Below are 12242 nucleotides of genomic sequence, written 5' to 3'. Positions count from 1 at the left end.
ATTTAATAGATAGTTACTTACCTCCGGAGGTTGATGGACTTATGCTATTCAGGACAGAGGAAAGGACGACAATCATTGAAGGGATAGTCGGTTTGGCGATCATGCTCGTCGTCATCCGCTTATCGGCCTTGAGCAGTTTGCCGTTAATTTCCGGGGAAGCCATACATACGATGCAATTGATAGCCGGACTCACTTGCGGTTCCATATCCTTTGCCGTCTTTGCGCAAGGATGGATTCTTTTTACGGACAAGCTCTCTGGGCAGCGCTTGTATTCCGCCGTGCTGTTTTCTTTCTTGGGCACGTTCGACGTGCTTTATGTCGCGTCAAACAGCAATATCAAGCTTTTGGGCTTTGAACCAAGCCCTGATTTGTCATTGTTTTTGCTGGTTCTTTCCCACACGCTGGCGGCTGTCGGAATGTTGGCTATTTTTAGCTCGGCCGACAGACAAGTCACCTCAAAACGCAAGATGTTCATATTTGCCGGCATGACATTGATGTATTTTGCGGGGATCTTCCTATTGTATCTGTTTCAATACGATCTTCCCTCGTCGAATCATGTTTACGGATTTGGAGCCGGGCAACCGGCAGTCATGATCGGAATACCGGTGCTATATGGAGTTGCGATCGCCTCTATTTTATATCGTCACCGGTATGTTCGAACCCCTGCGGCGCTGACCGTTTCCCGCGCGCTGCTGTTCATGCTGATGGGGCATATCCTGCTGACGATTCGCGGGGGCTCTGAAGCCGGTCTTTTGATTGCGGCGGGTCAGTGTTTTATAGCGTTTTCGTATTTTCTTGTCCTCAAAGGAGTTTACCGTCTGACCATCGAAGAACCATACCGCGGACAAAAGCTCGCCGAAGAACAAATGAAGCATATGGCCTACTATGATGATTTAACGGGGTTGCCGAATCTCCGGCATATGAAGGAGAAGTTGGCGCAATATCTAACTTGTTCGGAAGGCAGTACGGGAGTAGCCGTGATTAATCTAGACAGATTCAAAGCGATAAACGATTCTTTGGGCTACAGCGCAGGCGATAAGCTGCTGATGGAAGTGGGAGAGCGGCTGACGGCGCTTTGCGTTTCCAATGAACAAGTGTATCGTATGGGGGAAGACGAATTTGCCGTGATCATCCCTGAGATGATCCACTCGGGAACTGCGGAATCCAGAGCGAGACAGCTGCTGGCCCTCGTGGATCCCACGGTATTAATCGACGACACAGAATACCATTTTTCGCTCAGCATGGGCTTGTCCGTTTTTCCGGAAGATGGCGACTCGGTCGATCAAATGATTCAATACGCCGATATGGCTGTTCATCACGCGAAGGAACACGATGTCGAATTCATGCGTTATACGGCAGCGATGAAAATGCGAACCCAGTCCAGAGTGAAGCTGGAGAGCGATATGCGCAAAGCGCTCGAACGCAATGAGTTTTTCCTGGAGTTTCAGCCCCAGATGAGTCTGGATACCGGCAAAATGGTCGGAATGGAAGCGCTCGTCCGCTGGAACCATCCGAAGCGGGGGTTGCTGCCGCCGAGCGAATTTATTCCGATTGCGGAAGAGAGCGGCCTGATCGTGCAGCTCGGCGAATGGGTGCTGAAGACGGCTTGCCAATATAATCGGAAATGGCAGCTGGCCGGTTTTGAGCCCGTCTGCGTATCCGTCAATTTGTCTATGCGGCAGTTTCGGCAGTACAATCTCGCGGAGAGAGTCGACACGATCCTTCGGGAGGTTGGTCTGGATGCGCGTTATTTGGAGCTCGAAGTGACCGAAAGCATGACGTATGACATCGAAACGGCGCTGGATCAACTGCACCGGCTGAAGCATTTGGGCATACATATCAGCATCGACGATTTCGGAACCGGATATAGTTCGTTGTATTATTTGAAAAGCTTACCGATCGACCGCTTGAAAATCGACCGTTCTTTCGTCAATGAAGTTATGTTCGACGGCAACGACGCGGCTATCGTTTCCACGATTACGACGATGGCTCACCACCTGAAGCTGAAGGTTACCGCCGAAGGGGTCGAGAACCGTGAGCAGCTTGAATTTTTGAAACGCCAAAACTGTCACGATGGCCAAGGATATTTATTCAGCCGTCCGGTGCCGGCCGATATTTTTGAAGATCAATTTCTGAATCGGTTAACCGGCTAAGACGGCAATGTTATCCCATCAGGTTAGGCTATCCCAGGCTTTTGAAAGGGCCGGGATAGCCTTTGCTTTATTTAATGGCTTAAAGAAGTTGAGCAGCGAAGCGTGGGAAACAGAAAACCACCCGCTATGCGGCGGGGGTAATCGGGATTTATAGCAAAAGCCACCTGATGCAGATCTGATACAGACCTGATACAGACCTGATGCAGACGTTAAATAGGAGTGTTGAACCCACTATGTTTAACGAAAGAAAAAGGGTTAGTACCTCGTCAACTCAAAAATAGACTCTTCATGCCACTATTCAATGATGGAGCCATACTAACTGGAAATTCTCCTGCTATTTAGCCCCTTATTGAATATGGATGAACACGAACTGGAAATCCTCCAGCTAAATCATCGATTTAGGCCATAGACTACCACGTTTGCCGAAATTAGCAGGAGCTTTTCCAGTTAAATCTTCCTAGTTCCTCATTTTGCTTAAATTAGTAGGAGCTTTTCCCTTTATTAGATCGTAAATAAGTTGACTTCGAGCTTCAGATGGGAATTCTCCGGTTAACCGAGCACCAAAAAAATTGAGTTCGGCTACTAACGAGAATTCTCTCGTGAAATATGTATAAAAGGACCATTTACGCGCTAGAAGGTCTCTAGACGCATGACGACATATAGCCTTAGAGCCTTAGAGCCTTAGAGCAAATCAACCGTTTGACGGGTAGTTATGATTTCCGCAAAATACCAGTTGCACTCCTTTTCTAAAAATGGTATATTAATTTTTGTCTTCACTAAGAAGGACCTCGCTCCTTCATGAAGCTTCGGGACGTAGCTCAGCTTGGTAGAGCACCTGGTTTGGGACCAGGGGGTCGCATGTTCGAATCGTGTCGTCCCGACCATTTATATGTTGATTAAGCGGGTGTAGTTCAATGGTAGAACTCCAGCCTTCCAAGCTGGTAGCGTGGGTTCGATTCCCATCACCCGCTCCATCAAACAACGACATTATCCTTGGCCCTCGCGCTAAGGATTTTTTGTTTTCCATTACTTTATTTGAATATGCCAGAATTCTGTCATATTCTTTAATATATACTGGATCTGAAGGGGTGGTGGTTTACGGTGCAGATGAACCGGCTGTTTGAAATCGTATATTTGCTGATGCAACGGAAAACCGTGACCGCCGGCGAGCTGGCCGAGCATTTTGAGGTGTCGACGCGGACGATTTACCGCGATATCGATACTCTGAGCGGCGCGGGCATTCCCGTGTACGCAAGCAAAGGCAAAGGCGGCGGGATCGGGTTGCTGCCGGATTTTGTGCTGAACAAATCGCTGCTGTCCGAGGACGAGCAAAACGAGATTTTGTTCGGGCTCCAAAGCTTGGCTGCCACCAACGCGGCTAAGACCGATCAAGTACTGTCCAAGCTGAGCGGCATCTTTCAAAAGGGAGAAATCAACTGGATCGATGTGGACTTCTCCCAATGGAACAGCGGAGAGGCGGAGCGAATGAAATTTGGCTTGCTGAAGACGGCCGTCTTGGGGTCCAAAATCATTTCTTTTACCTATTCGAATTCATACGGACAGACCAGTGTCCGCCGGGTTGAGCCGATGAGGCTGCAGTTTAAAAGCCGGGGCTGGTATTTGCAAGGTTTTTGCCTGAAGAAGCAGGACTTCCGCAATTTTCGGATCAGCCGAATGGAAGATCTGCAGGTCACGGACGAGATTTTTGAGCGAAGAGAAGAACCGCTTCCGTTGCTGGATGCTGTGGTGTCGCCGGAACTCAGCAGGGAGGTGCGGCTCGAGCTGGTATTTCCTGCGGCGATGGCGTTCCGGCTTTACGATGAATTTGACCGGTCTCAAATACGGCGAGCTGAGGACGGGCGTTTTTGGGTTTCCGCCACTTATCCGGAGGATAACTGGGTTTACGGCTATTTGCTGTCCTTCGGGGAGGACGTGGAGGTGATTTCTCCGCCGCATATTCGCAGAATTTTGCGGGAAAAAGCCGGGAAAATCGCAGAAACATACAACGACGCCACTTAATATGACACGCTGTTGTCAGAATAACTTTGCTAGAATGACATCAATTAAATGAAAGGATGTGTATCTGGCATGGAAACGGCGGTCAAATATGTGGAGGAATTTACGGTTGGAGGCAAATTGGGGCAAGGAAAAGCGGAAGAGGGACCACGGTGGGTAGTTCCGCTATGGAGCAAAGCGAACGCGGAATATGATGCGATGAAGGAGCTTGTTCTCAAGGACGCGAACGGCAGTCCGAAGGGCATGTGGGGCCTGATGGGTCATCCGGACAAATATTTGGGGCGGTGGGATGGACAAGGCCTTTATTTGGCCGGCTGCGAGATTGATCCGGCCGGCAGCGTTCCCGAAGGCTGGATCAAGTGGACGGTTCCTGCGCAGACTTATCTGGTGGCGGATTGCACGCAAATGGAATATGTCGAAGTATTTTCGGGCATTCTCGAGGATTATATTCCTAAACATGGGCTGCAGTTAATCGGAGCCGCCTACGAGCATTATCCGGAACCCGGAAACGCCGATCATCTGGAGCTTTATTTTCCGGTCGCCAAAGGGCATTTGTTCTGTCAAAGCTGCGGGATGCCGCTGACGAGCCATGAGGTGCTGGGAACGGAATCCGGCGGGGACAAAAACTACGACTATTGTAGCTATTGCTATGAAAACGGGGCATTTACCAGCCATTCGTCCATGGAGGAAATGATTGAGCTTTGTCTTGAATACGGCGGTGATTCGGAGCTGTTCCGGGACCGCGAGGTTGCCCGTAAATCCATGCTGGAATGGTTTCCGACGCTGAAACGCTGGAAAAAAGCAGAATAAGGCACGGGAGGAACGGTCATGGCCGGTAAACTGGATTATAAAAAAAACGATAAAAATTTGTATTTGCCGGGGACAACTCCCGTATTAATCGAAGTGCCCAAAATGCGCTTTCTGATGGTGGATGGCGAAGGGGCGCCTGAAGACGAGGGGTATCAAAGCGCTGTGGAGATTTTGTATACGTTGGCCTATGGGATCAAAATGAGCAAAATGGGCGGCAAGGCGCCGCAAGGTTATTTTGAGTACACGGTTCCTCCGTTAGAGGGTTTGTGGGATTCGCCTACGGCCGGATACAATCCGAATCGTCACGAATGGCGCTGGACCTCGCTGATCCGGCAGCCGGATTTCGTGACGGAGGAGGTTTTTCGCCAGGCCTGCGAGGCTGTGGGAAAAAAGAAACCGCAACTCGACTTCGGTCGGGCCAGACTGGACGAATTCGAGGAAGGGTTATGCGTTCAGCTTATGCATATCGGACCGTTCAGCACGGAACAGGACTCCGTCGACAAAATGGCCTCTTTCCTCGAGGAGAACGGGTTAGCCAACGACTTCGGCCTTATGCGCCAACATCATGAAATCTATTTGTCCGATCCGCGCAAAACCGCGCCGGAAAAAATGAAGACGGTTTTGCGCCATCCGGTAAAAAAACGCTAAGAGCCGATCAGGAGTGGATGACCTTGACCCGGCCAACCTGGCCGTCCTGCAGCCGGACTTTGATGCCGTGGGGATGGGTGGGCGAGTTTGTTAAAATATCCTTGACCACGCCGCGGGTAAGCTGCCCGGTCGGCTGGTCTTTTTTTAATACGATGTCCACGGTCAGGCCGGGAGCGATATTTTTTCGTTCATTTCCATTCATGTGGCGGTTCCCTCTTTCATTCGTTATACGAGTTGTCGTAGCTAACGATACCATAAACCGGGCCCGGCTTGCCAATGGCCGCAACTTTGCATATAATAGCAGATAGCCAAGGTCTTGGCGGATTCGCCAAAAGACCCGTTAATCCAGAAATGCGATGATGGAGATGAGTACGCAGAAGCCTCCTTACAGGGAAGGGACGCCATAGATTGAGAGCGTCTCTACGGAAACAGGCTGCCGAAGTTCGCTCCGTAGCAGTTCCTTGAACCGCCGTGCCGCAAGCCGATGAGGCAAACTCCGGCGCAGTAGAGGATACCGGTCACGATCCGTTACAATCGCTAAAGTGAGAGCAGCCGGTGACGGTTCGATACGCCCGTTCGATGCGGAAAATTTTTGCCGCAATAATACGGAACGATGGGTGTCAGCCATAGCGGAGCGCTCTAACAAGGGTGGTACCACGGTCTTTTCGTCCCTTTTCGGGAGAAAGGGCCTTTTATTTTGCCTTTAGGAGGAACTATTTATGAAAGAACGTTTGGAAGCACTGAAGCGCGAGGCGCTGGAGCAGCTCAGCAAAGCGGCGGATGCCGTTAATTTGAACGACCTGCGGGTCAAATATTTGGGTAAAAAAGGGGCGCTTACCGAGATTTTGCGCGGCATGGGCGGATTGAGCGCCGAAGAACGCCCGATTATCGGGCAGGTCGGCAACGAGGTCCGCAGCGCCATCGAGGCACTGATCGACGAGAAGCAGGAGCATTTCGAGCGCCAGGAGACAGAACACCGTCTGGCCGCCGAGAAAGTGGACGTTACCCTATCAGGGCGTCCGATGAAGCAAGGCGCGGTTCACCCGCTGAATCAGGTTATTCAGGATATCGAGGACATTTTCATCGGCATGGGTTACCGCATCGCGGAAGGTCCTGAAGTAGAAACCGATTACTACAACTTTGAAGCTCTGAATCTTCCGAAAAACCATCCGGCCCGCGATATGCAGGATTCCTTCTATTTGACGGAAGACCTGCTGATGCGGACGCAGACCTCTCCGGTGCAGGTGCGCACGATGGAAGCGATGAAAGGCGAAGTGCCGGTCAAAATCATTTGCCCGGGCCGCGTATTCCGCCGCGATGACGATGACGCGACCCACTCTTTCCAATTCCACCAAATCGAAGGACTTGTCGTCGGTAAAAGAATCCGTATGAGCGACTTAAAAGGTACGCTGCTGGAGTTCACTCGCAAAATGTTCGGACCAAGTACGCAAATTCGCCTTCGTCCAAGCTTTTTCCCGTTCACGGAGCCAAGCGTTGAGGTAGACGTAACCTGCGTGAAATGCGGAGGGAAGGGCTGCCGGGTATGCAAGCAGTCCGGCTGGCTGGAGATTCTCGGCAGCGGGATGGTTCATCCGCGCGTGCTGGAAATGAGCGGTTACGATCCCGAGGAGTACAGCGGTTTTGCCTTTGGCATGGGCGTGGAACGGATCGCGATGCTGAAATACGGCGTCGACGACATCCGGTACTTCTATAATAACGACCTGCGTTTCCTGCAGCAGTTCGCCAGAGTTTAATTTTGGATGAGAGAAGGGGCTTAACATGAAAGTATCAACCGAATGGTTGTCCGATTATATTTCGCTGGATGAAGTCAATATTGAGGAACTTGCGGAGCAAATCACGCGTTCCGGGATCGAAATCGATTCGATCGAAAACCGCAACAAAGGGGTTACCAAAGTGGTGGTCGGCTATGTCAAAAGCAAGGAAAAACATCCCGATGCCGACAAACTGAATGTTTGCGTTGTCGACGCCGGCGAAGCCGAGGAGCTGCAAATCGTGTGCGGCGCGAAAAACGTGGCTGCCGGGCAAAAAGTGCCGGTTGCGCTCGTCGGAGCTAAGCTGCCGGGCGGACTGGAGATCAAGAAAGCCAAACTGCGGGGCGTGTTGTCGCAGGGCATGATCTGCTCGGCCAAAGAGCTTGGCCTGAACGACAAGCTGCTTCCGAAGGACCAGCAGGAAGGAATTCTCGTTCTGCCGGAGGATGCAAAGATCGGTGCGCCGATTGCGGGCCTGCTGGGACTGGACGATCAGGTGCTGGATTTTGACCTGACGCCAAACCGCTCGGATTGCCTCAGCATGCTGGGAGCGGCTTACGAAGTGGGGGCCATTTTGGGGCGCGAAGTGAAGCTGCCGCATCCGGAGAAGGACCTGATCGAAGCCGGCGAACCGGCCAAAGACCGGATTTCCGTGAAGATCAAAGCCGAGGGACTGTGCAGTCGGTATGCCGTTCGCTATATTTCCGGCGTTAAAATCGGCCCGTCGCCGCTTTGGATGCAAAATCGCCTGATGGCTGCGGGAATTCGTCCAATCAGCAATGTCGTGGACATCACCAACTACGTCATGCTGGAGTTCGGGCAACCGCTGCATGCTTTCGATGCGGATAAAATCGTCGGCGGGGCGATCGGGGTACGCGAAGCGGGTCAAGGGGAGCGGCTGATCACACTGGACGGACAGGAGCGCGAGCTTGAAGCCGGCTCGCTGCTGATCGTGGATGGCGACAACCGTCCGGTCGGACTTGCTGGTGTGATGGGCGGTCTGGACTCCGAGGTTACCGCGGAGACGACTCATATCGTGCTGGAGGCAGCGAAGTTCGACGGTGGTTCGGTGCGCAGAACTTCACGTTTGCTCGGCCTTCGTTCGGAAGCGTCGCAGCGTTTTGAGAAAGAAGTGGATCCGTCCGCGGTCATTCCGGCGCTGAACCGGGCTGCGTATTTGATGGCAGCATATGCCGGAGGAGCGGTAAACAAAGGCATCGTGGAGCAAGTGATCGAGGAGCCAAAGGAACACTTCATTACCTTGTCCTTGCGTAAGCTGAACGATTATTTGGGAACGGAGATTTCTTCCCTGGAAACCAAAGCGATTCTGAACCGTCTGAAGTTCAAGAGCGCCGATCATTCCGAAGGAAGCTTGGAAGTTGCGGTTCCCACCCGGCGGGGCGATATTACCCGCGACGTTGATCTGATCGAAGAGATCGCGAGATTGTACGGTTATGACAATCTTGAGACAACAGCCATTGAAGGGCCTACGACGGCCGGAGGCTACACCAAGCCTCAAGCGCTGCGCCGATCCATTCGGACGCAGCTCGTGCACGGCGGCTGGCAGGAAGTGCTCGGCTATTCGTTTATTCGCGAAGGGGCGAGCCGCCGATTCCTGCAAGGCGGCGAAAGCGGCCATGAAGCCAAGCTGGCGATGCCGATGAGCGAGGATCGCAGCGTTTTGCGCGGCAGCCTGCTTCCGGGGCTCATGGAAATAGCCGTTTATAACCGCAATCGGAAACAGGACGATATCGCGATTTTCGAAATCGGCAGCGTTTTTCATACTCAAGAGGAGAAGCTGACGAAACAGCCGCAGGAATTGCCGGTGCTGGGCCTGCTGCTCGCAGGAAATCGCGAACCTAAAGGATGGAATGCCTCCTCGGAGAAAGTTGATTTCTACGATTTGAAAGGCGCGCTGGAAAGTGTGTTCGCTTATCTTGGTCTTGACGGACAAACGACTTACGAAGCGGACTCGCCGCAAGGCTATCACCCCGGACGCTCCGCCTCCGTCTATCTGAACGTGCCGGCCGGCAAAATCAAACTGGGATCGCTCGGACAGCTTCATCCCGAGCTGCAGCGCGAGATGGATCTGGATGATACCTATGCCGCCGAACTGATGCTAGAGCCGATCTTCCGTTACGGAGGAGAAACGGCCGTTTACCGTGAGCTTCCGCGATTCCCGGCCATGCAGCGCGACATTGCAGTCGTCGTGGGGGTGGCGGTGGAAGCGGGGGAACTGATCTCCGCCGTTCGCGAAACGGCCGGCGAGCTGCTTGAATCCGTGCAGGTGTTTGACGTGTTCACCGGTTCGAAGCTGGGAGAAGGCAAAAAGAGCGTCGCTTTATCCTTGGTATACCGTCATAAAGAACGGACGTTGACGGACGAGGAAGTTGGCGGTGTGCATGATCGGGTTGTGGCCGGGTTGACGCAAACTTTTGGCGCTGAGCTCAGAAAATAGCAGGAATTGAACGAAGTCACATCGAATCAGTCAAGAGCAAAGGATTCGATGTGACTTTCGTGTAAATACCAGACACCACAGACCTAACCCAGGACCGAAGGAGGCACCCTATTTTGAATACCCAAGGCCGTATCAGCGTGAACGTAGAAATTTACGGAACTTCCTATAAAATTGTCGGCAGCAGTGCCGAATACATGAAACAAGTTGCCAAAGTCGTTGACGAACACATGCGTACCATTTCCAAAATGTATTCCCATTTGGATACTCCGCGTCTTGCGGTGCTGGCGGCCGTGCGTATGGCCGAAGAAGCGATCAAAACGGAGCAGCTTCAAACCGAGCTCCAGGCCGTTCAACAGGAAAAAGCCGGCCTTGTCCAGAAAAATTCGGTCCTGCAGGAGCTTCAGGCCAAGCAGGAAGAGCAATACAAGAAGCTGCAGGAAGATCATCAGCAATTGAAGGATGAGAAAAGACAGCTTGCCGATCATATCGCTAAGCTTGAGGCATCATTGCAGGAACGGGACGCGGAAACGCTCAAGCACAAAGCGCGTGTGGCGGAACTGGAGCGGCAATTGTCCGAGCAGCGAGGCAGCAACTCGCAGCTTCAAGCCAAGCTGCGTTCGACCGAACAACAAGCGGGTAAAGAAAAGGAAGATCGCGAGAAATTGCAGCAGCAAGTCGCAAAACTGCAGCAAAGCGAAACGGAGTCCAAGGCTGCCGAACAGCAAGCCAGGGAAAGCCGCGGCAAGCTGGAACAGCAGGCGGCCTTGCTGGAGAAATCCCTTCAGGCCGCAAATGCGGAAGCCGGCAGGTTGCAGCGGCAGCTCCAAGAAGCCAAGGAACGGGAGAGCAAGCTTCGGGATGAGGTGGCCGGAGCCGTTCAGAACGAGAAATCTTGGCAGAAGCTGGCCGAAAAACGGAATGAGGAACTCAGCAAAATCGAAATTAGCTTACTGGAAGCCGGTGACCGCAATGAGAAGCTTGCGGAGCAATTGCAAGAGGCTTCGAGAGAGCTTGCGCTTGCCCGGGAAGGCTTGACTGCGGAGCTTGAAAAAGCGTTGTCGCTGGCCGGCGAAGCCGAATCGCTGAAGCATCAGCTGGATCAATTGAGCCGGGAGCATGAGGTATCTCTCCAATCGACCCATTCCTTGGAAGCGGAAAACCGGCGGCTGGAAGAGAAATTGAAGCAAATCGGCGAAAGAATGCAAGAGTTGGAAATTGAAGTGCAGGATTATGCCGCGCTTGCGGAGGAACAGGACTTGTCCCGTCAAGGAGCGGAAAGCCGCGAGCAGGAATGGCGCGAGCAGCTGTCTGCGGCGGAGCGGGAGCTTTCCGACTGGAAGGACAAGGAGACGGATCTTCAGCGCCAACTTGCCGAATGGCAGCAGGAAAGCGCGGCCGGCAGCGAGCAGGTCATGAGCTTGAACTCGGATTACCGAACGCTTGAAGAAGAAAGAGACCGGATGGCCGAGCAGTTGCAGCAAATTTCGGACAGCTTTGAAATCGTATCACATGAGTACCGGCTCCTTCAGTTGGAGCGGGAAGCGGAACGGGAAAATATTCGCCGGGCGGAGGAAGAGTATCGCCGGTTGAAAGAGGACTACTCCAAGCTTCAATCGGAGTACAATGAATGGATTGAATTGATTGAGCAGGATCATACTTCATAATAATGTCGTAATATCGAGCCGCGTTCAGCCCTATCGGGTTCGGGCCTGGTGTATATTGCGCTTTTGCGGCGCTGAACGGGGCTGATTTGGTCCGAAAACAGCCAAAAAAGGCGTACGGAGATTTCTCGAATAGCGCCATAAAACCAGCTAATACTTGTCAAGCTATTCGTTGTTGGAATATGTCAGGTTAATTGATATACTATTTTATAGGTATAGCAAATAACCTTCATTGGCGTGAAGGTTATGGGAAAATATGGTTTCAGGCTTTGTAGGGTTGGCTTTTACTAAGGATAGCGTATACGTGATGGAGAAGCTTGTTGGCGCAAGCGATTACGGCTACCTTGTAGGGCTTGCCCTCTTTTCTTTTCTTGTCATAGTAATCACGTATTCTGCCATTTGTACTTCGTCGGATCCCGCACTGCACCGCTCAATACAAAGAGCGTCGGAGTCTTTTGGACCCTCGTTTTGTAATGTGCATGCTCGTGGCAACAAACTTCCCCGAACTGAATATACCTGGGTCCAGACCGGCGAACGCGACCAACTGTTTAGCATCTTGAAACTGCCTGACATCCCCAATCTCGGCCACAATCGCCGCAGCGAGTTTGTCCCCGATACCGGGTATGCTTTTCACCAGTTCCACTTCAGGTATTTCTGATGCCATCTCTTTCATCTGCTTTTCCAGTTCACTTAGCTGCTCTGTAAACTTCAGCAGCAAAGAAAC

Annotated in this window: 8 protein-coding genes, 2 tRNA genes and 1 pseudogene; 9 read left to right on the top strand and 2 right to left on the bottom strand. The window is 52.1% G+C overall.

Annotated features, from left to right (window positions below; translation table 11 throughout):
• Positions 1 to 41 precede the first annotated feature (41 nt).
• From ACI48K_RS00055 to ACI48K_RS00030, 6 genes are all read left to right on the top strand, one after another.
• On the top strand, positions 42 to 2153 hold the full coding sequence (locus tag ACI48K_RS00055; RefSeq protein WP_475025516.1) for a putative bifunctional diguanylate cyclase/phosphodiesterase: 2112 nt from the start codon (positions 42 to 44) through the stop codon (positions 2151 to 2153).
• An 807-nt stretch (positions 2154 to 2960) separates the two neighbouring features.
• Positions 2961 to 3037 (top strand) — tRNA-Pro (locus ACI48K_RS00050).
• Positions 3038 to 3053: 16 nt separating this feature from the next.
• Positions 3054 to 3127: transfer RNA gene (locus ACI48K_RS00045), tRNA-Gly, on the top strand.
• A 133-nt stretch (positions 3128 to 3260) separates the two neighbouring features.
• Positions 3261 to 4172: a helix-turn-helix transcriptional regulator gene (locus tag ACI48K_RS00040; RefSeq protein ID WP_475026020.1), complete on the top strand. Its 912-nt coding sequence runs from the start codon at positions 3261 to 3263 to the stop codon at positions 4170 to 4172.
• A 69-nt stretch (positions 4173 to 4241) separates the two neighbouring features.
• Positions 4242 to 4979, top strand: coding sequence for a zinc ribbon domain-containing protein (locus ACI48K_RS00035; RefSeq protein WP_475025515.1), 738 nt, complete (start codon positions 4242 to 4244; stop codon positions 4977 to 4979).
• An 18-nt stretch (positions 4980 to 4997) separates the two neighbouring features.
• A complete protein-coding gene (locus tag ACI48K_RS00030) occupies positions 4998 to 5627 on the top strand; it encodes a GyrI-like domain-containing protein (protein WP_475025514.1) in 630 nt (209 codons plus the stop codon).
• A gap of 7 nt (positions 5628 to 5634) precedes the next feature.
• On the opposite strand, the gene ACI48K_RS00025 is transcribed toward ACI48K_RS00030, so the two are convergent.
• Entirely contained in the window at positions 5635 to 5829 is a 195-nt protein-coding gene (locus tag ACI48K_RS00025) for a YwbE family protein (RefSeq protein WP_475025513.1), read from the bottom strand.
• A 517-nt stretch (positions 5830 to 6346) separates the two neighbouring features.
• On the opposite strand from ACI48K_RS00025, the gene pheS reads away from it, so the two are divergent.
• The 3 genes from pheS to ACI48K_RS00010 all read left to right on the top strand — a co-directional run bounded on the left by pheS (position 6347) and on the right by ACI48K_RS00010 (position 11521).
• Positions 6347 to 7381 carry a phenylalanine--tRNA ligase subunit alpha gene (gene pheS, locus ACI48K_RS00020; RefSeq protein ID WP_475025512.1) on the top strand — a complete coding sequence of 345 codons (1035 nt, stop codon included), beginning with the start codon at positions 6347 to 6349 and terminating at the stop codon, positions 7379 to 7381.
• Between the two features lie 25 nt (positions 7382 to 7406).
• Positions 7407 to 9857, top strand: a complete 2451-nt coding sequence (pheT, locus tag ACI48K_RS00015) for a phenylalanine--tRNA ligase subunit beta (RefSeq protein WP_475025511.1) — start codon at positions 7407 to 7409, stop codon at positions 9855 to 9857.
• 113 nt (positions 9858 to 9970) lie between these two features.
• Positions 9971 to 11521, top strand: coding sequence for a cell division protein ZapA (locus ACI48K_RS00010; RefSeq protein ID WP_475025510.1), 1551 nt, complete (start codon positions 9971 to 9973; stop codon positions 11519 to 11521).
• A gap of 259 nt (positions 11522 to 11780) precedes the next feature.
• Here ACI48K_RS00010 and ACI48K_RS00005 read toward each other — a convergent pair.
• Positions 11781 to 12242: pseudogene (locus ACI48K_RS00005) on the bottom strand (IS110 family RNA-guided transposase); the annotation flags it as partial.

The organism is Paenibacillus terrisolis (genome assembly GCF_056171975.1).
Note: the sequence above shows the minus strand (reverse complement) of the source record. Positions and strands in the feature narration are given on the sequence as shown.

Coding starts and splice junctions, on each gene's coding strand:
- ACI48K_RS00055 (WP_475025516.1), top strand. CDS start 42: ATGCTATTCAGGACAGAGGAAAGGACGACAATCATTGAAGGGATAGTC.
- ACI48K_RS00040 (WP_475026020.1), top strand. CDS start 3,261: ATGAACCGGCTGTTTGAAATCGTATATTTGCTGATGCAACGGAAAACC.
- ACI48K_RS00035 (WP_475025515.1), top strand. CDS start 4,242: ATGGAAACGGCGGTCAAATATGTGGAGGAATTTACGGTTGGAGGCAAA.
- ACI48K_RS00030 (WP_475025514.1), top strand. CDS start 4,998: ATGGCCGGTAAACTGGATTATAAAAAAAACGATAAAAATTTGTATTTG.
- ACI48K_RS00025 (WP_475025513.1), bottom strand. CDS start 5,829: ATGAATGGAAATGAACGAAAAAATATCGCTCCCGGCCTGACCGTGGAC.
- pheS (WP_475025512.1), top strand. CDS start 6,347: ATGAAAGAACGTTTGGAAGCACTGAAGCGCGAGGCGCTGGAGCAGCTC.
- pheT (WP_475025511.1), top strand. CDS start 7,407: ATGAAAGTATCAACCGAATGGTTGTCCGATTATATTTCGCTGGATGAA.